Annotated in this window: 27 protein-coding genes; 20 read left to right on the top strand and 7 right to left on the bottom strand. The window is 49.6% G+C overall.

The genetic code is table 11. From position 1 onward, the window contains the following. Positions 1 to 14 precede the first annotated feature (14 nt). The 11 genes from TK45_RS14700 to TK45_RS14650 all read left to right on the top strand — a co-directional run bounded on the left by TK45_RS14700 (position 15) and on the right by TK45_RS14650 (position 10,358). Positions 15 to 1,226, top strand: coding sequence for a serine hydrolase (locus TK45_RS14700; RefSeq protein ID WP_131259609.1), 1,212 nt, complete (start codon positions 15 to 17; stop codon positions 1,224 to 1,226). Positions 1,227 to 1,229: 3 nt separating this feature from the next. Continuing rightward, entirely contained in the window at positions 1,230 to 2,102 is an 873-nt protein-coding gene (locus TK45_RS14695) for a DMT family transporter (RefSeq protein ID WP_131259608.1), read from the top strand. Between the two features lie 147 nt (positions 2,103 to 2,249). After that, complete coding sequence (gene rpsF, locus TK45_RS14690; RefSeq protein ID WP_131259607.1) at positions 2,250 to 2,636, top strand: 30S ribosomal protein S6; 387 nt, start codon at positions 2,250 to 2,252, stop codon at positions 2,634 to 2,636. Positions 2,637 to 2,650: 14 nt separating this feature from the next. Beyond that, positions 2,651 to 2,878, top strand: coding sequence for a 30S ribosomal protein S18 (gene rpsR, locus TK45_RS14685; RefSeq protein ID WP_131259606.1), 228 nt, complete (start codon positions 2,651 to 2,653; stop codon positions 2,876 to 2,878). 29 nt (positions 2,879 to 2,907) lie between these two features. Beyond that, positions 2,908 to 3,360: a 50S ribosomal protein L9 gene (rplI, locus tag TK45_RS14680; protein ID WP_131259605.1), complete on the top strand. Its 453-nt coding sequence runs from the start codon at positions 2,908 to 2,910 to the stop codon at positions 3,358 to 3,360. A 252-nt stretch (positions 3,361 to 3,612) separates the two neighbouring features. Beyond that, a complete protein-coding gene (locus tag TK45_RS16435; RefSeq protein WP_131259604.1) occupies positions 3,613 to 5,694 on the top strand; it encodes an EAL domain-containing protein in 2,082 nt (693 codons plus the stop codon). Positions 5,695 to 5,803: 109 nt separating this feature from the next. Further along, complete coding sequence (locus tag TK45_RS14670) at positions 5,804 to 6,370, top strand: RNA polymerase sigma factor (protein ID WP_131259603.1); 567 nt, start codon at positions 5,804 to 5,806, stop codon at positions 6,368 to 6,370. Then, positions 6,363 to 6,833 carry a hypothetical protein gene (locus TK45_RS14665; protein WP_131259602.1) on the top strand — a complete coding sequence of 157 codons (471 nt, stop codon included), beginning with the start codon at positions 6,363 to 6,365 and terminating at the stop codon, positions 6,831 to 6,833. The genes TK45_RS14670 and TK45_RS14665 overlap by 8 nt, the downstream gene beginning before the upstream one ends. A 15-nt stretch (positions 6,834 to 6,848) precedes the next feature. Beyond that, positions 6,849 to 7,799 carry a DUF4097 family beta strand repeat-containing protein gene (locus tag TK45_RS14660; RefSeq protein WP_165490800.1) on the top strand — a complete coding sequence of 317 codons (951 nt, stop codon included), beginning with the start codon at positions 6,849 to 6,851 and terminating at the stop codon, positions 7,797 to 7,799. Between the two features lie 96 nt (positions 7,800 to 7,895). After that, positions 7,896 to 9,287, top strand: a complete 1,392-nt coding sequence (gene dnaB, locus TK45_RS14655) for a replicative DNA helicase (RefSeq protein WP_131259600.1) — start codon at positions 7,896 to 7,898, stop codon at positions 9,285 to 9,287. A gap of 75 nt (positions 9,288 to 9,362) precedes the next feature. Beyond that, positions 9,363 to 10,358, top strand: a complete 996-nt coding sequence (locus TK45_RS14650) for a Gfo/Idh/MocA family protein (RefSeq protein WP_131259599.1) — start codon at positions 9,363 to 9,365, stop codon at positions 10,356 to 10,358. Positions 10,359 to 10,409: 51 nt separating this feature from the next. On the opposite strand, the gene TK45_RS14645 is transcribed toward TK45_RS14650, so the two are convergent. From TK45_RS14645 to TK45_RS14620, 6 genes are all read right to left on the bottom strand, one after another. Next, positions 10,410 to 11,615: an OmpA family protein gene (locus tag TK45_RS14645; protein WP_131259598.1), complete on the bottom strand. Its 1,206-nt coding sequence runs from the start codon at positions 11,613 to 11,615 to the stop codon at positions 10,410 to 10,412. A gap of 20 nt (positions 11,616 to 11,635) precedes the next feature. Then, positions 11,636 to 12,061 carry a secondary thiamine-phosphate synthase enzyme YjbQ gene (locus tag TK45_RS14640; protein WP_131259597.1) on the bottom strand — a complete coding sequence of 142 codons (426 nt, stop codon included), beginning with the start codon at positions 12,059 to 12,061 and terminating at the stop codon, positions 11,636 to 11,638. A 62-nt stretch (positions 12,062 to 12,123) separates the two neighbouring features. After that, on the bottom strand, positions 12,124 to 12,564 hold the full coding sequence (locus TK45_RS14635; protein WP_131259596.1) for a transcriptional repressor: 441 nt from the start codon (positions 12,562 to 12,564) through the stop codon (positions 12,124 to 12,126). A gap of 31 nt (positions 12,565 to 12,595) precedes the next feature. Then, complete coding sequence (locus TK45_RS14630; RefSeq protein WP_131259595.1) at positions 12,596 to 13,879, bottom strand: hypothetical protein; 1,284 nt, start codon at positions 13,877 to 13,879, stop codon at positions 12,596 to 12,598. Positions 13,880 to 13,948: 69 nt separating this feature from the next. After that, a complete protein-coding gene (locus TK45_RS14625) occupies positions 13,949 to 14,881 on the bottom strand; it encodes a LysR substrate-binding domain-containing protein (protein ID WP_131259594.1) in 933 nt (310 codons plus the stop codon). Positions 14,882 to 15,178: 297 nt separating this feature from the next. Beyond that, positions 15,179 to 15,742, bottom strand: coding sequence for a hypothetical protein (locus TK45_RS14620; RefSeq protein ID WP_131259593.1), 564 nt, complete (start codon positions 15,740 to 15,742; stop codon positions 15,179 to 15,181). A gap of 164 nt (positions 15,743 to 15,906) precedes the next feature. On the opposite strand from TK45_RS14620, the gene dusA reads away from it, so the two are divergent. The 3 genes from dusA to TK45_RS16260 all read left to right on the top strand — a co-directional run bounded on the left by dusA (position 15,907) and on the right by TK45_RS16260 (position 17,531). After that, entirely contained in the window at positions 15,907 to 16,929 is a 1,023-nt protein-coding gene (dusA, locus tag TK45_RS14615) for a tRNA dihydrouridine(20/20a) synthase DusA (RefSeq protein WP_131259592.1), read from the top strand. A 174-nt stretch (positions 16,930 to 17,103) separates the two neighbouring features. Further along, the gene (locus tag TK45_RS14610) at positions 17,104 to 17,391 is read left to right on the top strand and encodes a hypothetical protein (RefSeq protein ID WP_131259591.1); all 288 of its coding nucleotides are present in this window, start codon (positions 17,104 to 17,106) and stop codon (positions 17,389 to 17,391) included. After that, positions 17,391 to 17,531, top strand: coding sequence for a hypothetical protein (locus tag TK45_RS16260; RefSeq protein ID WP_165490799.1), 141 nt, complete (start codon positions 17,391 to 17,393; stop codon positions 17,529 to 17,531). Before TK45_RS14610 ends, TK45_RS16260 begins: the two co-directional genes overlap by 1 nt. Positions 17,532 to 18,010: 479 nt before the next feature. Here TK45_RS16260 and TK45_RS14605 read toward each other — a convergent pair whose 3' ends face one another. Next, on the bottom strand, positions 18,011 to 18,337 hold the full coding sequence (locus tag TK45_RS14605) for a hypothetical protein (protein WP_131259590.1): 327 nt from the start codon (positions 18,335 to 18,337) through the stop codon (positions 18,011 to 18,013). Between the two features lie 386 nt (positions 18,338 to 18,723). On the opposite strand from TK45_RS14605, the gene pspA reads away from it, so the two are divergent. The 6 genes from pspA (at position 18,724) to TK45_RS14575 (ending at position 22,263) form a co-directional block, all read left to right on the top strand. Then, positions 18,724 to 19,377: a phage shock protein PspA gene (pspA, locus tag TK45_RS14600; RefSeq protein WP_131259589.1), complete on the top strand. Its 654-nt coding sequence runs from the start codon at positions 18,724 to 18,726 to the stop codon at positions 19,375 to 19,377. Positions 19,378 to 19,431: 54 nt separating this feature from the next. Then, positions 19,432 to 19,653 carry a PspC domain-containing protein gene (locus TK45_RS14595; RefSeq protein ID WP_131259588.1) on the top strand — a complete coding sequence of 74 codons (222 nt, stop codon included), beginning with the start codon at positions 19,432 to 19,434 and terminating at the stop codon, positions 19,651 to 19,653. 10 nt (positions 19,654 to 19,663) lie between these two features. Further along, positions 19,664 to 19,990, top strand: coding sequence for a hypothetical protein (locus tag TK45_RS14590; RefSeq protein WP_131259587.1), 327 nt, complete (start codon positions 19,664 to 19,666; stop codon positions 19,988 to 19,990). A gap of 66 nt (positions 19,991 to 20,056) precedes the next feature. Further along, positions 20,057 to 20,500: a copper chaperone PCu(A)C gene (locus tag TK45_RS14585; RefSeq protein WP_131259586.1), complete on the top strand. Its 444-nt coding sequence runs from the start codon at positions 20,057 to 20,059 to the stop codon at positions 20,498 to 20,500. Between the two features lie 10 nt (positions 20,501 to 20,510). After that, complete coding sequence (locus tag TK45_RS14580) at positions 20,511 to 21,500, top strand: DUF2333 family protein (protein WP_131259585.1); 990 nt, start codon at positions 20,511 to 20,513, stop codon at positions 21,498 to 21,500. Between the two features lie 4 nt (positions 21,501 to 21,504). After that, a complete protein-coding gene (locus TK45_RS14575) occupies positions 21,505 to 22,263 on the top strand; it encodes a TIGR04219 family outer membrane beta-barrel protein (protein WP_131259584.1) in 759 nt (252 codons plus the stop codon). The last annotated feature ends 130 nt before the right edge of the window (positions 22,264 to 22,393 follow it).

Raw genomic sequence — 22,393 nt, 5'->3', positions numbered from 1 at the left:
AAAAGGGATGTGGTATGCAGTCGGGGTTCAGATGGTCGCGAATTGGCCTGTTGGTGTTAGTTATTGGCGCTTGTTACGTGGCGTGGCAATGGCCACTGCTGGTGCGCCTGTACAAAGTCGTCACCCTGTATGACGAAGACAAAATCGTTAATAACTTCCTGCATATGGAAGACGCGTTTCCCACCAAGGTGTTACAGCCTTCTAGCAATCCACAGCTATTAACACCTGCATTAGCGGAGTTACCCGCGCAATTTGAATTTGACGGGCATATGCTGGATACCCAGGCGTTTCTGGCTGACAGTCGCACAACGGGCCTTATCGTGCTCAAAGATGCGCAAATATTGTATGAACACTACTGGCAGGGGATGAGTGACGACTCAACCCATATGTCTTTTTCGCTGGCAAAGTCATTTTTATCTGCGTTGATTGGGATTGCAGTGGAGGAAGGCGCCATTGGCAGCATCGAAGAGCCTGTGACCCGATATGCACCAGAGCTGAAAGGCTCAGGCTATGACGGTGTGCGCATCAAAGATGTATTACAGATGTCTTCTGGCGTGGGGTTCAATGAAGATTATGGCGATTTTTTCTCAGATATTAATCGTTTTTCGCGCACAGTCGCATTGGGGCAACCATTTAATGAGTTTGCTACGACTCTACAACGTGAGTTTGAGCCAGGTACGTATAATCAGTATGTCAGCATAGACACCCAGGTACTGGGCATGGTGCTGGTGAATGCGACCGGCAAGCCACTGACCGAATACTTGCAGGAAAAAATCTGGCAACCAGCCGGTATGGCCAGTCAGGCCTATTATTTGACTGACTTTACCGGTATGGAGCTGGCGCTGGGGGGCTTAAATGTCACATTGCGTGATTACGCGCGCTTCGGCTTACTCTACCTGCATAACGGCCAACGTGATGGCCTGCAGATCGTGCCGTCTCATTGGATACACGATTCTGTGACTGCGGATGCCCCGCATCTGCAACCGGGTGATAACCCGGCCTCAAAACACAAATATGGCTACGGCTATCAATGGTGGCTGCCGGACGGACGAGACGATGAATATCAGGGGCAGGGGATTTACGGTCAATATATCGTTATCGACCCGGATAAACACATTGTGATCGTGAAAACCTCGGCGAATCACAGGTATAATGACCAGTCTCTGCGCTGGCAGGACAAACATCAGGCGCTGTTTCGCGCCATCAGTCAATACTATTCGGAGTAATCTATGACAGGTGAAATCGCAGCGCTGTCGACCGCGCTGTGCTGGGCTGTGGCCGCTCGTTTATTTCGTGTGCTGGGCAGCAGCTTCTCGCCATTATCCCTAAATTTATGGAAAGGCATTGCGGCACTGGTGATCCTGTTGCCGCTGATTTGGTTTGCGTTACCAACTGTTACGCTATCGACTAACGATATGCTGTGGTTGGCACTATCCGGGGCGATTGGTATCGGTCTGGGCGATACGTTTTTCTTTCAGAGTCTGAATAAAATCGGTGACAGTCAATCCATTCTGGTGGTGGAAACCTTGGCGCCCATCTTTACTGCGCTGATAGCTCTGGCCTGGATCAATGAATGGTTAACCTGGCAGCAATGGCTGGGTGTCGCGTTGGTGATCCTGTCGGTAGATATGGTGGTGAAAGTCCAAAAGCGCGCGCAAATGCACCTGTTTGAATTGACGGGTTATGTATATGCGGCATTGGCTGCGTTGTGTCAGGCCGTCGGTGCGGTAATCAGCCGCGATGTACTGACCCGTACGGGCATCGATCCGGCCAATGCCAGTGCCCAACGACTGTTCGGCGGGATCGTCATTATTGTGTTGTTGATGCTGTGGCAACGCAAAGCCTGGCTACCCGTGACCAATAACCTACGCAAGACCTGGATTACGTTTTTCTGGGCGACTGTGGTCGGCACGTTTGCCGCGCTGTTTTTGCAAATGCTTGCACTGCAAAACGCCAAAGCCGCAGTGGTGCAAACCCTGTTCGCGACCAGTGTGGTGCTATCGCTGGGCGTCGCCAAAATACTCGGTGAGCCGGTCAATCGTCACACGGCTGGCTGGTCTTTATTGGCGCTGGTCGGGGTTGCGGTGATGGTACTGGCCTGATCAAGGTTATTGTCACAGGAAATGCTTGTGTTAAGCGGCGGATTTCTATACACTTCGCCGCCTTAAAACAGCCTAAACCCAATTTTGTTCCTTGCCTCCACCAGTGATTTGGCTGTGCTGAAGAGGCTACAACCGTAAGGAGCTATTATGCGTCATTACGAAATCGTATTTATGGTCCATCCGGATCAAAGCGAGCAGGTACCAGGTATGATCGAGCGTTATACTGGTATTATCACGAAGGACGGTGGTTCTATCACTCGTCTGGAAGACTGGGGCCGCCGTCAACTGGCTTACCCAATCGAAAAACTGCACAAAGCACACTATGTTCTGATCAACGCTGAAGCCTCTGCTGAAGCAATCGAAGAACTCGAAACTGCTTTCCGTTTCAACGACATCATCCTGCGTAACATGGTTATCCGCACTAAAGGCGCGGTAACTGAAGCCTCTCCAATGGCTAAAGAAAGCGCTCGTGAAGAGCGTCGTGAAAAACGCGCAGAAAAGCCAGCAGAAGTATCTGCTGACGCTGCAGAATAATAGGAGAATTCACCATGGCTCGTTTTTTCAGACGTCGTAAATTCTGCCGTTTCTCAGCTGAAGGCGTGCAAGAAATCGATTACAAAGACACTTCTCTGCTGAAAAACTACATCACTGAGAATGGCAAAATCGTTCCTAGCCGTATCACTGGCACCAGTGCTAAGTATCAGCGTCAATTGTCAACTGCCATCAAGCGCGCGCGCTTCCTGGCTCTGTTGCCATACACTGATTCACACAAGTAATTGTTGGCGATAATTAAGAGGTAGCATCGATGGATATCATTCTACTAGACAAAGTCGCCAACCTGGGCGGCCTGGGAGATCAGGTTTCTGTGAAATCTGGTTACGCACGTAACTTCCTGTTCCCACAGGGTAAAGCAGTTCCTGCAACTAAAGTTAACGTTGAAAAGTTCGAAGCACGTCGTGCAGAACTGGAAGCCAAACTGGCTGACGCGTTAGCGGCTGCAGAAGCTAAAGCAGCGAAAATCGCTGAGCTGGCTGAAGTAACAATTGCTGCACCTGCTGGTGACGAAGGTAAACTGTTCGGTTCTGTTGGCACGCGTGACGTTGCTGATGCAATCACTGCTGCTGGTGTAGCTGTGACTAAGTCAGAAGTTAAAATGCCTAACGGTACAATTCGCGAAACTGGCGAATTTGAACTGGACGTGCAACTGCACTCTGACGTTGTAGCAACTATCAAAGTAGTTGTTATCGCAGAAGCGTAAGTTACCTTTCCGGTATCAAGAAAACACCGCCTAGTGCGGTGTTTTTTTTGTCTCAAGATCGCCTCAATCGGATATTTCTTACAAAATTGATTATTTCCTCTCCAGCTTCGAATTTGCACTACGCTTAGCTTTCAACGAGTCGGTTACACGCCATAGAGTAACGCAATGACTCGGTTGTGCAGGGCAGCAGTGCTTTTAACCAAATGCCAAGTGGTATATGTGTTTTTGTTGAGGGCCTTAGAGTAATAGGAAATGGAAAGTAATCTTTTGATAGCCAATGGCCAGAGTGATGAACAAGTCCGTCAGGTGATGGCGGTGATGCCCGAAGCGATATTAGTCGTCGGCGGCAATGGCCTTATCCGTATCTGTAATCCGCGTTCGGAATTGGTGTTTGGCTATACCCAGCAAGAGTTGGAAGGGCAACCGCTTGAAACGCTGTTGCCAGAGCGCTTTCGCAGCTCGCATTTATATCTCCGTAAAAAATATTCACGTAATCCGGTAAATCGCAGTATGGGGGATGGGCGTGAACTATTTGCCTTGCATAAGAATGGCCACGAGTTTCCCGTTGAAGTTGCGCTAGCGCCTGTCTCCGCCGGAGATGATGGTGTGGTGGTAATGGTGACGGATATTTCTTACCGCAAACACGCAGAAGAAGAACTGCGTCTGGCTGCGAATGTGTTTTCAAATACGCTGGATGGGATTCTGATCCTCAATGAGCACCTGAAAATTGTTAAAGTCAACGCCGCGTTTGAGCGGATCATGGGCTTTTCCGGCGCCAGCGTATTGAATCAGCCAGTCTCCATGCTTAAAGCAGCAAGACAAAAGACCGAAGATTTTTCAACGATTTGGACTCAAACCAATCAAAATGGCCGTTGGCAGGGTGAAGTCTGGAATCGTCATCGTGACGGTCGGGTTATCCCACTCTGGCTGAGTGTCACCGCTTTATACAGGCTTGATGGGTCGCTGGAAAAGTACTTAGTCACTATGTATGACATCAGTGAGCAAAAGTCTTCGCAGGAGCGGATTTACTACCTGGCTCATTATGATGTACTGACCTCTTTGCCAAACAGAATTTTGTTTATGGATCGCTTTGCCCATGCACTGGATAAGTCCAAGCGCGAGCAGCAACGTTTTGCGTTGATGTTTATCGATTTGGATAATTTTAAGCAAATCAACGACACCTATGGGCATAGCTATGGAGATCAGTTGCTTTGCAGTGTGGCTGAACGTTTGAAAGCGACCGTGCGGGAAAGCGACACCGTAGCGCGATTAAGCGGCGATGAATTTCTTATCCTGATGGAAAACTTGTCAGAGCATCGTGCCGCCGCGACGCTGGCGCAAAAGTTACTATCTGAACTGGCGGTCCCCATTTTGGTGGGTGAAACAGAGTTGTTTGTGTCCGCCAGTATAGGTATTGCTTGTTACCCGGATGACGGCGACGACAGTGAGACCTTATTAAAAAACGGCGATATGGCAATGTACAAAGCCAAAGAGGCGGGCCGCAATAGGGTCGAGTTTTATAACCACAGCATGACTGAATATGTGCAGGAGCGGGTGGCACTCACTGCTGATTTACGCCGCGCGCTGGAAGAGACTGAGTTGGAACTTTACTTCCAGCCGGTGATTGATCTCAGTTGCGGGCGCTGCGTCGGGGCGGAAGTATTATTGCGCTGGCAGCATCCTAAGCGGGGTTTTATACCACCAGATAAATTTATATCGCTGGCCGAGGAAAGTAATTTGATCGTGCCCCTGGGCGAATGGGTGTTGCAGCAATCCTGCATGCAAATGCAGCAGTGGATACAAAATGGCGTTCCCTTGCAATTTCTGGCAGTTAACGTGTCGGGCAAACAGGTATTGCAAACGGACTTCGTCGAACGGGTTGCGGCTATTTTTGCCGAAACGGGCTGTGAACCTCAGCGCATCACGCTGGAGCTGACAGAAAGTTTCGTTATGCATCAAAGTGAATTTGCCATTGCTCAGTTACAAGCCTTGCGTGAACTAGGCGTCGGCATCGCCATCGATGATTTCGGTACCGGCTATTCTTCATTGTCTTACCTGAAACGCCTGCCAATCACCCGGCTGAAACTGGATCGCTCATTCGTGAGTGAGATCCCTCACGAAACTAATGATATTGAAATCGCCCGTGCGATTCTTAAGCTCGGCGATGCGGTGAATTTGCGGGTGATTGCGGAAGGGGTGGAAACTGCCGAGCAACATGAATTTTTACTGCAAGAGGGCTGTGCCTTTAGTCAGGGATATTTGTACGCCAAGCCGATGCCGATTGATGCGATGCAAACGTATATCAGTACTAATTTGTGCGTTAATTCGCACTAATCAAAGGCGGAATTCTCCGCCTTTTTCAAAAATAATTTTTCTTGTCTGTAAACCTTGCTAGGGTAGCCCGCGACTAACTCAACAAGAACGTCATTCAGTGGAAGAAAAATTGAATTCAACAGCCTCAGTGATTGATGCCCAACAGCGTTTCGATCCTGAAGCCGCCCTGATAAGTGCGGCTCAGCAAGGCGATAAACAGGCATTTCACCGTTTATACGAAAACTATCTGGGCATGGTGTATGGCGTATGTTTGCGGCTGATGGTGGATCGTGCATTAGCGGAAGATGCGACTCAGGAAGTGTTTATCCAGTTGTGGCACAAGCTGAGCAACTTTCGAGGTGATAGTAAGTTCAGCACCTGGCTACACAGTGTGGCGGCGAATGTGGCGATCAGTCAGTTACGCAAACAGCGAAGCTGGTTATCACGTGTGTTTAGTAGCGAAGAGGTGGATATTTCCGACGTTGCGGCGCCAGAAGTGGAAGATCACCAGGAAGATAAACTTGCGATTTGGATAGCAAGATTACCGGAACGCACCCGTATCGTGTTTGTCCTGCATGCTATCGATGGTTATCGCCACGAAGAAATTGCACAGATGACAAATATGGCTGTAGGCAGCAGCAAGGCACAGTTTCACCGTGCCAAGCAGATGATAAAAGAGTGGATGGGTCATGAATAAGCAAAGTTTTGATCAACAACTGCAGCAGCAGATTGACGCACTACCGAAAGACGTTCGGCCAGAACGTGATTTATGGCAGGCCATTGAGCGCGGTATCGACACACATGTTGCGCCTAAAAAACGTCCTTATGGGATTGCCGCAGCCATCGCATTATTTGGCCTGGTTGGCACCCTTGTGGTGGTGCAGCAACGGGATGACGCGCAGCAAAGTTTATTGGCGCAGTTATCCAGTCAGCACAAGCAGCAGGTGGATAGTTTACTGGTTAAATACGCCGAGCAACCGGCATTGACGGATAACTGGCAGGCACAGTTACAGCAGTTGGATGATGCGGCCAGTGCGATCAAAAAAGCACTCAAAGAAGATCCGGATAATATGGCGTTGCTGAAAATGCTTACTCAGGTCCACCAGCAACAAATTGATTTAATTGAAAAAGTTCATGCGCCTCAGTGGCAGCAAATTTAACAGGCAGGAATGATTATGAAACTAACTAAAGGTGTAATTGCATTAGTCAGCGTATGTTCTGGTTTGGCCTATGCAGGTGAAAAAGTCGATAAAAGCCTGGATGCCGCCGCGGATGGTTATGTGCAGTTTGAGAATGTTAATGGTCAGGTCGAATTTATCAGTTGGGATAAAAACGAGGTGCGGGTCAGTGGTGAACTGGATGACCGCATGGAGAAATTTATCTTCGAACGTTCAGGCAAGCAGATTCTGATCAAGATTAAGCTTAAGGAAAGTCGCGGCTGGGGTTGGCACAATGACTCTAAAGGCGATGATCTGCAGGTGTATCTGCCTGCGACAAATCATCTTGAGGTGGACAGCGTGAACACTGATTTCACCCTAAGTGGTCTGCGCAACGGGGTGGATATCGATGTGGTGAACGGCGATATCCGCGCCGATGATTTAAGCGGCAAGATTCAGATAGAGACCGTCAATGGCGACGTGAAAAGTCGTCAGCTAAAAGGCAATGTGAAACTGGAAAGTGTAAACGGCGATTTGGATGATGATGGCTCAGTGGGCGAGCGTCTGGTGGTGGACACCGTCAATGGCGATATCAAAGTCAACGCGGATTATCAGGAAGTTAAAATCGAAAGCGTAAATGGCGATGGCGAGTTGTATCTGGAGCGGGTTAAAGACTTGTCTGCTTCAACCGTGAATGGTGATTTCCAAATGCGCTTTCGACTGGACACCGACGGACGTATCGCGGCAGAAAGTGTGGGCGGAGATTTAACTCTGAGCTTCCAGGACGATGTGTCAGCGCGCTTCGATGTAGACTCACACGGTGGCCGAATCATCAATAAACTCACTGATGATCGCACAGAAGAAGCCAAATACGGCCCGGCCAAATGGTTGCGCTTTACCTCAGGTAGCGGTGAAGGGCGGGTTAAAGTCACCACGGTGGGCGGCAAGATTACGCTGCAACATCGCTAAGCAACAGCATTAGCAAAAGGCGCAGTAACTGCGCCTTTTTTAATGGAATATTTTCACGCATAATAACCCTCCGCTAATTAAACCAGATCGGTGCACGTGAAATCGACCAGCAGTAAAAAAGCCGAAGTCAGCATAGAAAAGCTGAAAATACCGCCTCACTCCATTGAAGCGGAACAGTCTGTACTCGGCAGTATGTTGATTGCACCGGACTCGTGGGACAAAGTCACCGAGCAACTGGTCGAGGACGATTTTTACAATCGCTCTCACCGGATTATTTATATTGCGATTCTGGCGCTGCTCAAGGCCAATCAGCCGGTTGATGTCATTACCGTTTCTGAACAGCTAGAAAACACCGAACAACTGGACGAAGTAGGCGGCTTCGCCTATTTAGGTGAGCTGGCAAAAAACACGCCCAGTGCCGCTAACGTGGTGGCCTACGCGAAAATCATTAAAGAGCGTGCCGTTGCCCGTGAATTAATTGCGGTCGCCAATGAAATAGCTGATACCAGCTATAACCCCCAGGGCCGCGATGCCTCTGAGATCCTCGATTTTGCCGAAAGTAAGGTTTTCGAAATTGCCGAAAAACGTACCGGCGAGAATGAGGGCCCGCGCAATGTTGAACAGGTGCTGGGTAAAACCATTGAGCGGCTTGAAGCACTGGTGAAAGATAACCGGGAAGTCACCGGGGTGACCACCGGCTTTGTCGACCTAGATAAAAAGACCTCGGGTTTGCAGCCATCGGATCTGATTATCGTCGCAGCGCGTCCGTCCATGGGTAAAACCACCTTCGCGATGAACCTGGTGGAAAATGCCATGATGGCAGAAACCAAGCCAGTGCTGGTATTCAGTTTAGAGATGCCATCCGAACAGATCATGATGCGTATGTTGGCGTCACTAAGCCGGGTTAATCAGACCAGCATCCGCACCGCACAGCTCAACGATGAAGAGTGGACCCGGGTGTCGCAGACCATGGCCAACCTGAAAGATCGCAATAATTTGTTTATTGATGACTCTTCCGGCCTGACACCGATGGAAGTGCGCACCCGAGCGCGCAAGATCGCCCGTGATAATGGGGGCATCAGCCTAATCATGGTCGACTACCTGCAATTAATGCGGGTGCCTTCACTATCGGATAACCGTACCCTGGAAATCGCGGAGATTTCCCGCTCACTCAAAGCGCTGGCCAAAGAGCTGGAGTGTCCCGTGGTGGCGCTATCCCAGTTAAACCGAAGCCTTGAACAACGTGCGGACAAACGCCCAGTGAACTCGGACTTGCGTGAATCCGGCTCCATCGAGCAGGATGCCGACTTAATCATGTTTATTTATCGTGACGAGGTATATCACGAAAACAGTGAATTAAAAGGCGTCGCCGAAATTATTCTCGGTAAACAGCGTAACGGCCCCATCGGTACGGTACGTTTGACCTTCCAGGGCCAGTATTCCCGTTTCGACAATTACACCGGCCCCGATTACGACGATGAATATTAATAATGCGCCTGCGGGCGCATTATTATTTGCTGAATCCCGCTTCTCAAAGTTGACCGTTTAAGGAGAGCAAACGTCATGTCCACGACGCTCCACTGGGGCATCATCGGTCCCGGCCGAATCGCGCACAAATTTGCCGATGCGTTAGCATATTGTGATCACAATCAACTGGTCGCGGTGGCCAGTCGTTCCCAGCAAAATGCCGACGCATTCGCCAGTCGCTGGCAGTTGGCGCATGCCTACGACGATGAAGCAGCATTACTGGCCAATCCTCAGGTGCAGGCCGTGTATATTGCCACGCCGCACAACTATCATTATCCGGCCGCCATGCGTGCCCTTAAGGCCGGAAAACATGTATTGATTGAAAAGCCTGCCTGTGTGAATGCAGCCCAGTTTGCCCGTCTTTGCGAGCTGGCTGAACAACATGATTGCATGTTGATGGAAGCGGTGTGGAGTCGGTTCTTGCCCTATGTGGCGCAGGCCAAACAGTGGTTGGCAGACAAGCGAATTGGCGAGGTGCAATCTATTCAATCCTCCATTGGTATTGCGTTTGAACATGGCCCCGAGCACCGGATTAACAATAAAGCGCTGGCCGGTGGTGCCATGCTGGATTTGGGGGTGTATGCCTTGTCGCTGAGTCAGTTTATGCTCGGCCAGTCGCATACCGCTATCCAGGCGTTGGGGAAACTGTCTGCCGATGGCGTGGATGAGAGTGTGATGGCGACAGTGCAATACAGCGGTGGGCAACTTGCCCAGTTTGCGACCTCGATTGTCAGCCAGCAGCAAAACGCATTACATGTCTATGGTAGTGAAGGCACGATTACCCTTGAGCCGCGTTTTTGGTCTGGCTCACAGGTTAGCCTGCAACGGGGGGATGATATACAAACCTTGACATTGCCCTGGGCGCATAATGGCTTTGAGTACCAGATTGAGGACATGGCCCGCTGTATTCTGGTCGGAAAACGCCAGTCGGATGTGGTGCCGCACAGAGATACGCTGGCAGTGTTGACGCAGATGGATGAGGTCCGTCGGCAAATCGGCCTGTATTATGGCGATGAGTTTGAGAAGGTTTAAAAAACGCCGCAATTGCGGCGTTTTTTATAGGCGCTGAACGCAGGTCTTACTCTAGCGTTTCAACTCAGTCTGTTGTTTCACCGTAATCTCGGCTTCGATGCGGCGGTTCTTACGATGTGCTTCTGCCGTGTCGGCGCTATCCAGTAAACGGGTTTCGCCATAGCCTTTGGCCGTCAAGCGGTCAGCCGCGATACCATATTGGTCAATCAGCAGTTGGCGTACCGCTTTAGCACGTTTATCCGATAGCATCTGGTTGTATTCAGCCGACCCTACTGCCGAGGTATGACCGGCAATTTCAGCCTGTGTATTGGGGAAGCGGCGCATAAATGCGGCGAAGTCGGCAAATTGTGGATCGGTCTTATTGCCAATGATCGAACTGTTATTGGCAAACAACACATTCAGCGTCACACTCAGCGACTCTTCCTGGAAGATACTACAGCCATCGGCATCGACTTTATCTTCCATCGGGGTGGCGGGGCACTTGTCCAGATTGTTGGCGACGCCATCGTTGTCATCATCCGCGCAGCCCATTTCGTTGACCACACTGCCGGGCATCGAGTTGGGACACAGATCCTGTCCATCAATGACGCCGTCGTTATCGCTGTCGCTGCAGCCATTGGCATTTACGCGAGTGCCCGCTGCACTGTCTGGGCAGGCATCCTGGGCGTCCATTACACCGTCATTGTCACTATCGCTGGCTTTGGCAACCACAGGTGCGGGTTTCGGTGCAGCCGGGCTATCCGCGCCAAATACGCGGGCGATGCCCAGTTTTACCGAGTAATCTTTAAATCCTTCGCCGAAATCGTGGTACAGCGCGCCCTCAAGCATCAAGCGCCACTGGGGCGCAAGCATCATATGGGTACCTAGGCCCACGTTGGCCAAACGGTAGGTTTGGTCGAGATTTTCATTTTTTAACCCGGCAAAGGCATACACATTGCCATTGGGTTTAAAGAAATACAGCGCGTCGACGCCCACCCGGTCACCACTTTCGTCACTGCCACCGTTTTCGCCATCAATATTCAGATGAGACCATTCGATACGGCCGGCCCATTGCTCACTAAAGTGCAAGCCAAATTCCAGGCCAACCCCCGGGCCTTTATCCAGGGTGCCCAACCCTTCAGGTTTATCATTATCAACCCAATAATATTCGCCAAATAATCCTACCCAACCATCTGCTTTGGGAGTCTCTTCGGCCATGGCTGAGGCGGCCAGTGTGCCAGCCAGTAATGCGCTTGCGTAACGTGTTGTGATCTTCATTAGTCCCTCGTTGGTGTCATTCAGCGTAGTTCGCCCTGAAGTGTTGCGATGAGTCGTCGTGTACCACCATGCTCACGAAACTCACATAAATAAATACCTTGCCAGGTACCCATGGCTAATTTGCCGGCCGTAATCGGCACAGTCAGGCTGGCGCCAAATAAGCTGCTTTTGATATGTGCGGACATATCGTCCGGACCTTCATAGGTATGGGTAAAATAAGCGGTATTATCCGCCACGGTATGATTCAACCAGCGCTGCATATCGACCCTGACGCTGGGATCGGCATTTTCATTCAGGGTCAGAGCTGCGCTGGTATGGCAAAGAAACAAATGCAGTAAACCAACCTGATAGTCGGCAATGTCGGGTACTTGGCTTATGAGTTCATCGGTGATCAAATGCAGACCGCGTTTACGCGCAGTTAGCTGCAAGATGTGTTGTCGCCACATAGTTGCCACCTGAAGTTGACTCGCTGCATACCATGCTAATGGAGTGCAGAGTCAGGTGCAAGTTACTGATGTAATTGACAGTTTGCGCAGATGCCGTGGGCTTCGATGGTTTGTGTATGGACGCGGAAGCCGTGTTGGTTGGCCTGACGGTCGAGGGTTTCCTGTAAACCGGCAGATTGAATTTCGCGCACGTCACCACACTCGTCGCAAATCAGAAATTGTACCGGATGGGAGCAGCCAAAATGGTGACAGGCAACAAAAGCATTGCTGGATTCAATCCGATGGATCAGACCAAATTCCAGTAAAAAATCCAATGTGCGGTAGATGGTTGCGGGTTTAGCGCTTTGCTCGGTTTCTTTCAGACGATCGAGCAATTCGTATGCGCCGGTTGCGCCATCACGTTCCACCAACAGGGCATAGACTTTTTCACGCAACAGGGTAAAGCGCGCACCTTTTTTCTCACAATATTCGCGGGCTTTATTGACCTGACTGCTGATACTCATTGTTGACTCTCTGTGCTGTGACCCGCGCAGTTTAACACAGCGGGATCATATTAGAAGTGGGAGCGGTGAACAGCAGCAGAGCGTCGATTCGTTGCTGAATCTGTTCGGTTAACTGACGGTAGACCGGGCTATCGACGCCGCCAATTTTTTGCTGGAATTCGTCTTCATGCATGCCCTCCGGCAGGTCATCGATGCGCGGGAACAGTGCCTGCTCATTAAACAGCACCGGTAAGCGCTGTTGCAGCTCTGGTGCATAATCCGGGCTGGCCAGACAGCGGGCGAATTTACTGCCGGTTAAATCCGCAGCAAGATCGGCGAAGCTAAATCCCGAGCCGGACATGTTGCGATCCATCAGTTCCTTAAACTCGCCAATGGCATAGGTGACCTGATGATCCGACAGAATTTCGATGGCTGCAGAAAAAATAAAGTGCAAAAACAAATCGTGTCGATTGGCAAACTGCAGCGGCAACGGTGATTTGGCGTTGGCCAGTACGGGTTGTTCTACGCCACCAATGAAACGGCTGAAATGCTGGCTACCGGCAAAAATGGCCATGGCCATGGTTGCCGCCTGATTATGCAATGCGGCATCTTCGCCCTGGCTTTGCTGCGCTACATGGCCAAACAGCGCGCGTAAATAGGTCAGAGTGGCGTCCTCAGGGGCAGGTCGCGGCTGCTGGCCAAGGAATGTCAGATAGTGGGTGGTTAAGCGGCGAAACTGTTCGGAATCTTCATCCAGCTGCGTCGGGCGGGATTTGAGCTCTGCCAACAAATCAGCTACCGGCGCCAGGGTAATGGTGATGGCATTGTCGGTGGTGATAACCTTTTCAACCCGATTGAGTAACCGTTCACTGATATCGAGATTAACCACCCGGTCGCCAATCTTAACTAACAGCCAGCGCGCCAGCGAGGCGGGAATCGGTAGATCTCCCACTTTCACATTATCAAGCGTCAGCCCGTTGCCACTTTGCACACTGGCGCGGGCATTAAAAAACAGCCCGCTGTCAGCAATCGGCAGGGAAAGGGTTAACTCTGCCGCTGTGGGACTAAGCGCCACTGAGCTGAACCAGCCAGAGCGGGCACGGGCAATCAATGCGCTGAGGCTATCTATCTGCGCTTTGTTCAGGGTGATTTGTTGAGGGCGCGACGAGTTGGCGGTAAAAGCTTTTAGCTGGCCAATCAAGGTTGGAATACGATCCGCCTGTTGTAGCTGCGCGCTGGATAACTCCCGCACCGCCGGCGAGGTATCGATAACTAACACAATCGGCAGCGTGACCAACAACAAAAGCAGAAAAAACGCCGCAAACCCTTTTCGCAAAACCCATTCCCCGAGACAGGTAAAAATCAGCCGCCAAGTATGCCAGAGGCAGGCGCTAAACCCTACAGTTTAGCGCGCAAATTGCCCGGCATCGGACGGCGAAACGATACAGTCGTCAATCAGTTCCTGTTTTAGCCAATCGGTAAAAATATCGATGCGCGGTTTACGTGGTGAGTTGGGGTCGTATAACAGCGAAAACCGCTGTCCCGGTTCAATCTGCAACGGGAATGGGCGCACCAACAAGCCGCTGTTGATAAGATCTTTTACCAGACAATAGGAGGCCAGACAGATCCCCTGACCAGCCAGCACGGCATTGATGCCCATCTCCAGTGTCGATACCTCCAGCCAGTCACGTTTATGCCGTGGAATGGTCAGGTCGGACAAGGAAAACCAGTTGGCCCAACTAAAGCGCCCGGGATCTTCCGCTTCCACCAGTAAGCAATTGAGTAAATCCGCCGGCTGGGCAATTCGAGCGGTTTCCACCAGCTGAGGCGCGCATACCGCAAACACCGGATCGATAAACAGAGTTTCCTGATGCACCCGGTGATCGGTGGCGTCCCCTTGACGGATAGCCACATCGATATCCGAATAGCGCAGGCTTTCCAGTTCAGTGGACACAATGATTTTGACTTTGATATCCGGGTAACGGGCGGAGAACTTCCATAATTTCGGTACGAGCCAGATAGAGGCAAATGATAACCCGGTAGTGACATTCAGCACGCCCTCTGCGGGTTCCACCTGCACTTTGTCGAACCCGGCAGATAACGTGGTAAAAGCGTCGTCCACATGTTGATACAGGGTTTTGCCCTGCGGGGTGAGGCGCATACTTCGGCCGTGACGGACAAATAACTTCACCGCTAAGACCTCTTCCAGCGAGCGTATTTGTTGGCTCACCGCGGCTTGAGTAATGGCCAGACGCTGCGCCGCCTGACTGTAAGACTCATATTTTGCCGCGGCCGCAAAACAACGCAGCAGGGCAATGTGGCGTAAACGCTTATCCATAAGTTTTGCTTATATTAATACCAATCAGGTGTTGTTCGTTTTTTAGCTTGTTATTGGGCAAAATAACAGCGTTGGTTAGCCCCTGTCCAGATGGAATGAAATTATGCAAATTGTTGAAAATCATTGTAAATCAAAAGTTAACGCAAAAGCACCTAGCGTGCTGATGTCTTCACGTCAACGTTGGTTGGCAAGTATGAGTAAAATGCTCAATAGTGAAAATATAGTTAAGTTGAAATAATATTCAATCGCAAGCAGATGTTATCTGCATGCAGGTGAATAATTATGCAAAACAGGCCCTCACAGGGCCTGTTCTATTTCTGCTAACGGGAAGCTTTCGGCGAAGCTAAGGACCTCGTCGCGGGGGACGTCACTGGACTCAAACGACAATACTGCACCGTTTTTTAACGCAAACTGTAACTGGGTAAAATCATCTTCACTTAAATCAGTGCCTTTGTAGCGTTGCACCCGGATAGCTTTACCCGGGCTCATGCCAAATTGTGCCATCGCAGATAACGCACTGGCCATCGCCCCGTTATCTCCGCTGGTGAGTTTAACGCTAATCTCCCCCTGCTTGTTCTGGTATCGGCGCTCGGTGATATTCATGCCCATAGCACTGTTTTGCTCTATGTCCTGACCTGTATATCCACCGATTTTGTCGGGAAAGACCTGTTGGGTTTGTTTTGCCATCAGTTGTTGCAACAGGGTGACGCACCACTGAGCCTCTTCCTTGGCGGCTTTAATATCCTGTTGTTGATAAAGCTTGGCCGCCTGCTGGCAGGCGGTGGCGGGATCATCTGCGGCCTGCGTGCTGAAACTAGCCATAACCAAAAATGAAAGGGGTAATAACCGGGGAAATTTCATATTGCCTCCTTGGCATAAATAAGTGAAAAGCTGTACTTGGTGAATTACCAGTATTGAAGCTAGCACAGGCGGCAAAAAACGCGTCTTTGTTTACGGGTTTTACGAGTGAGACACGGCGGAAATTTTGCTAAACTGCGCGCCGGTTTGTTTTCCTCAGGTCGTTTATGTTGCGCCAGCCTCAGTCATTAGATTTCAATCGTCGTTTGTCCGTTGCACCCATGCTGGACTGGACAGATCGTCATTGCCGCTATTTTCTGCGACTCATCACGCGTCATACTCTGCTGTATACCGAAATGGTTACCACAGGCGCGATCATTTATGGCAAGGGCGATTACCTGGGTTTTAACCAACAGGAACACCCGCTGGCACTGCAACTGGGCGGGTCGGATCCGACGCATATGGCGCAGTGTGCACACTTGGCAGAGCAACGTGGCTACGATGAGGTGAATATCAATGTGGGGTGCCCATCGGATCGGGTGCAAAACGGTGCGTTTGGGGCGTGCTTAATGGCCACGCCACAGGTCGTCGCCGAGTGTGTGAAGGCCATGCAGGACAAAGTGTCGATTCCGGTTACGGTCAAATGCCGCATTGGCATCGATGATATGTGTGAATATGAAGATCTCACCCGCTTTACCGAACAGGTGATAGAAGGGGGCTGTGATACCTTTATCATTCACGCACGTAAGGCTTGGCTGCAAGGCTTAAGCCCTAAGCAAAACCGCGATATTCCGCCGTTGATCTACGACCGCGTCTATCAGTTAAAACAACAGTTTCCCCATTTGCATATCAGTATCAACGGGGGCATCAAAACCCTGTGGGAAGCCGAACAACATCTGCAATATGTAGATGGGGTGATGATTGGCCGTGAAGTGTATGCCAATCCTTATATGCTGGCTGAGGCTGATCAACGCATCTATGGTGATAACCACCGCGTAGCCAGTCGCGAAGAGGTGATCGTCACCATGGCGGATTATATCGACCAGCATATTGCCAGTGGCGGACGAGCCTGGCATGTCATGCGCCATATGCTCGGGTTATTTCAGGGCTTGCCTGGCGCGCGGATCTGGCGCCGTTACCTCAGTGAAAACGGCCCCGCGGCCGATGCCAGTGGCGCTACCTTACTGGCGGCCTATGCCGACTGGCAGGCGCGCACTCAACATATTTTGGAAAGTAGTCAAATCGACTAAGTTGGTGGTCAATTTCGCTAATCGGCGAATGTTTCTGACTTGTGCCAGTGCAACCCTGAAATGAGGTTTAAATTAAAAATCCTTTAATAACAGCATGTTAAAGGTTTTTTCATTGGTTGGCACAACTATCGCAATAGTTCCTGCGACTTAATTAAAAAAGCGCAGGAGCACATTATGTTCAAGCAGAGTTTCACCAGCATCTTGGTTGCTGGCATGGGTATCCTTTCGGTCAGTGCCCATAGTCAGGAAGTCACCGTAAACACACTGACACAACAAGTTATCAGCGAAGCGGTCGATGCACTGGAGAGCCAGCTACAGCAACGCCTGGAGCACTCGCTTGATAACTTCTTCAGCGAACTGCCTACTGAGCTGCCAATTAAGGATGGCGAAGTGGTGACCAGCGAGGTTGATATAGAGGCCAGCGATGCCGATGATCAGACCGCCATGCTGAGGATTGAATAATGTTAATCAGTCACGCGCATTTGTTGGGGCTGTTGTTAGCCCCGGTCGCCACCTTCACCGGCGCGGCAATTATCGCCAGCCGTTTGCAAAACTGGCGTCCCCGCACACGTAAATTTTTTTCCCGTCCTGGCCACTGTTAAGTGGCCTTTTTTATGGGTTGTTTGAGTCGCGGGCAAAGAAGGTAAAGTGAATGGTTTTTCGGTGATTTAGCGTGTTATCTCATCGTTTCGCGTTTTATTCATTTTGAAAAAAGCAACTCCAATTGCTGCACTGATTACTAGTGAATACAAGTAAAATCTATCGTTTCCCATTAGGTAAAATACAAACGAAGGTAATACGCTGCAAAATGTAATGCTCGTGTAGGAGGCAAACCTAAATTTTTTGGCAATGACCCAAAAAGGAACCAAAGATGAGACACCTATTACTGCGCTAAGACACGTTAATAAAAGACCTAACTCTGCAATCAGTTTGAGATCATCAAAATTCGCGTTGGACAAAGTATGTTTTTGCAACCAGGCGAATAGGCCAATGTAAAGTGGTAATCCCAATAAAAAATTGGCTCTTAAGAAGATGAAAATGGCAGATTTGGTTGCTTTATCCATAGTGCTTTAATGCGATATTAAAGATTTTTTGCTTTTTTAATTCTATCCCATTGTTCGCATGCGTCCTGTAATTGCTGAGTCGACGGAAAGTCAATTGGGAAATTGGGATCTTCATGTTTTTTGCGCAAATTGGAATAGTTTTCCCAGCCAAGGTAATGAGGATGAAGTTCCGGTACTATAAAACCTATTTCTGATTCAATCGCGCAGCAAGCTTTCATCAGAGAGCCTAAATCTTTTGAAAACAGCTTTCTATTCTCGACTGAAACTTTCTTAGATAGTTTTTCGATGTTTACTGAAATAATTGCTAGTTCTTCAAGTATCTTTTCAGCGGCTTTCTTTTCCATTGGGTTACATCCTTGTCACATCACTTTTAATTCAGCAACGCTATATTTTGCGTCAAGCCAAACAGTAATCCGTTAACTGCCCACTCACAAGCTTTGATACTTTGCACTCTCCAAATTGTCCTTGGCTGTCGCATTAAATCAATGCCGCACCCCAGTTTTTAGGGTGGTTATACGCTGATTAATGTCTTGCGGCCGGGCAGTGCGCATTTTCACCATTTTATTAGCGAATTTGACTAAAACCCACATGCTCTCACATTTGATGTTGGTGATGAATTTGCAAGTGAATGTTATTTTGTTTAGTTAAAACAATAGGTTAGGGCATGTTGTGTAGTTGGCACGGGGATTGAAAAGGATTCTGTGAACTTTAAAACGTTAAGGAACCAACCATGAGCATGTTTTCCCGAATCAGCGACATCGTGCAATCTAACCTCAATGCCATGCTGGATAAGGCGGAAGATCCACAAAAAGTGGTGCGCCTGATTATTCAGGAAATGGAAGAAACCCTGGTTGAGGTGCGCTCAGTTGCGGCCCGTTATATCGCCGAGCAAAAAGGCTTGCAGCGTAAACAACGTCAATGGCAGCAGCAGGCTGCGCACTGGTATGAAAAAGCCGAACTGGCCATGAGCAAGGGTAAAGAAGATTTGGCGCGTTCTGCGTTACTGGAGAAACAAAAGGCGCAGGATAATGCCGATGCACTGACTGATGACCTGACTCATCTGGATGACACTCTGACTAAGCTGGGTGAAGACACCAGTCGCCTGCAGAGCAAGCTGACAGAAGCGCGTCAGCGCGAAAAAGCGCTGTTGATGCGCCAGCAAACTGCCAGCGTGCGCATTAAAGTGCAGGAACGCAAACAGGCTGAGGCAGTAGATCAGGTAATGCACAAGTTCGATCAATATGAGTCGCGCATAGACCATCTGGAAGCACAACTAGAAGCCATGGAACTGGGTAATGACGGCTTAGAACAACAGTTCCGCGCGCTGGAAAATGAAGAGCGTTTACAGCAGGAACTGGACGCCCTGAAAAAGAAAGTGGCTTAACACCCGAATTGGCAGGCAGGGTAGAACCTGCCTGTGTTTGCCTGGAGACGTAACATGAGTGTATTTCGTTCACGTAAGTTATATAAAAATGGTGATAAAAAAGTGATCTCTGGTGTCTGTGCCGGGGTGGCCGACCATTTTAACCTGCATGTGGATATCGTGCGGGTGATCAGTGTTGTGGCATTAATATTTGCCCCGATGGTAACCGGCATCGCTTACTTATTGGCAACCATATTACTGCCGGAAATGACGTCGATTAAACGCTTTACCCGCTAGGGAGGCTATGATGAAAAAGATCCTCATTGCAGTGCTGTTGGCGTTTGTCTTTGTGTATTGCTTTGAATCTATCGTCGATACCCTGTTCGGTCTGCAAATTATTGTGGCCGACACCACATTAAGTGGATTGGGAGAATTGGGCGCCCTGGCGCTGGTAGCCATTTTACTGGTGCTGATTGGTTTGTTCGTTGCCGTAAGCGTCGCCGGTGTCGTGCTATTTGTTATGGCAATGGTGTTCGGGGCGATTATGCTGGCGGGTATTGCGACATTCTGGCCAGTGATACTGGTGCTGATGCTGGTTGTCCTGCTTGCCAAAGATAGGCGCAAACATAGCTGAAACCGCTTGGTTTATCCTACGCTTTGCTGAATAATTTGAGGTAAAGCAAATATTTAGGAGTCGGCTGTGAAAAAAATCTGGTTAGTGATGTTGTTGAGTAGCTTTGGCGTAAATGCCCATGTGCTATTCAACAACACCCAAATTCGTGCGTTGCCCCCTGGTGTGCCCAACACCGCCGCGTATTTCGAGGTAACCAATGATACTGACACAGCTATAACCTTTGTCTCTGGCGAAGCAGATTTCGCTAAACGTGTTGAAATTCATACCCACGAACAATCCGGCGACATGATGCAGATGCGTAAGTTAGATAGTATTACGGTAAATGCACATGAGACGCTGGTATTTCAGCCGGGCGGACTGCATGTGATGCTGCTAGGGTTAACCGGGTCGGTTAAACCGGGCGAACATCGACAAGTCACGTTAATCAGCGCCACCGGTAATCGTTATTCCTTTACTGCGGTTGCAGTGAAACCGGGCGAAACCATGTCGATGCACTCGCATCAGCATTAAGGAGAGAACAATGTCACGTTTATCAACTAGATGGATCCTGATTGGCACAGGCGTGGTATTCCTGTTGTTTTATTTACTGGCGGTTTACTGGAGCAGTGAACCGGATGTGGTCGAGCCACGTCAACTAGCCGCCCAGCAGTGGGCTGGGCTGGAATCGAAGCCTGTGGTGGGTTTCACCACCACGACGGCGTTGATTCATGTGAGCGAAACTCTGCTGGATAAACCGGGTGGCTATTTGTCCAATGACATTTTACCGCCATCGGTATTGATGGATAACATGCCGGCGTGGGAGTTTGGTGCGCTGGAGATGGTGCGGGACTTATCTTTGGCGATGCGCAAAGATTTCAGCCGGTCGCAGTCACAAAGCGTAGAAAATCCGGATCTGACCAAAGCGCAACCTAAGTTTAATAACGATCACAATAAATGGTTACTGCCGTCCTCTGAGTCCATGTACCGTGAGGGCATTGAGGCGCTGTATGCCTACCGTAATTCGTTGGCCAGCCGCGATGTGAGCAGTGCACAATTTTATACCCGTGCCGATAACCTGCGTGATTGGTTAAAACAGGTAGAGAAGCGTTTGGGCAGTTTGTCGCAACGTTTAAGTGCCAGTGTGGGGCAGGAGCGACTGAATACGGATTTGGCCGGTGATGCCAGTGCGCAGCAATCCACCCCGGCACAAGCCCAGTTGTACACCAAAACCAGCTGGTGGGAGCTGGACGATGTATTTTATGAATCACGTGGTGCGTGCTGGGCACTGCTGCACTTTCTTAAAGCAGTGGAAGTGGATTTTGCCGATACATTAGAAAAGAAAAACGCGACCGTCAGCTTACGTCAGATTATTCGTGAGCTGGAAGCAACACAGGACACCGTCTGGAGTCCGGTTATTTTAAATGGCAACGGTTTTGGAGTGGTCGCCAACCATTCGCTGGTAATGGCGAATTATATCTCCCGGGCCAATGCCGCGATTATCGATTTAACGGAATTACTTGTTCAGGGTTAACACTATGAAAAAATCACTCGTTTTAGCTGCCGTTAGTGCAGCATTGTTAGCACCAATGGCTTCAGCAGATACTTTGCTGGGTTTATATGTTGGTGGGCAGGCTTGGCAGCAGAGTACCGACGGCGGTTTCGCTAATGACAATAATCTGGTCGATTTCAATTTCGATAAAAAGACCAAAGGTTCGTTTTATGTGGCATTGGAGCACCCAATTCCACTGCTGCCAAACGTGCGCGTGCGTCGCAGTGAAATGGCCAACGACGGCCTGGTGACCTTGAGCTCACAGTTTACCTTCAATGGTGAAACTTTTGCGGCGGACACCGATCTGATGTCATCGCTGGATATGAGCAACACAGATTACACTCTGTACTATGAATTGTTTGATAACGATTTGTTCAGCTTTGACGCGGGTCTGACGTTGAAAGACATCGACGGCGAGATTTATGCCGAGTCTCAGGATGATCCAACCCAAAAAGCTGATGAGACGTTCTCTGGATTCGTACCACTGGTGTATGCACACGCTAAATTTGGCGTGCCAGGTACCGGTTTTGGTGCGTATGCGCTGGGTAACTTCTTATCGTTTGATGGTCATTCCATGACCGAATACGAAGTGGCGTTGACCTATGATGTGCTGGATAACATTGCGGTGGATATGACCCTGCAACTGGGTTACCGCTCATTCAATATGGAACTGAATGATCTGGATGGTATATACACCAATCTGGATTTCACTGGCCCATTTGCGGGTGTAGAAATTCATTTCTAATCAATGCTTTGATTAAAAACGGCCTAAGGGCCGTTTTTTTGTGTCTGTACTTCTGCAAAATTGGAATAAAAAATCAGTTTTTATTCTTTAGTGTTATTTTAAAAGGCCGGTACGCTTACGCCATTAACAT

Source organism: Bowmanella sp. JS7-9, assembly GCF_004329715.1.
GTDB classification, from domain to species: Bacteria; Pseudomonadota; Gammaproteobacteria; order Enterobacterales; family Alteromonadaceae; genus Pseudobowmanella; species Pseudobowmanella zhangzhouensis.
This window is presented reverse-complemented; position numbering and strand designations above follow the sequence as displayed.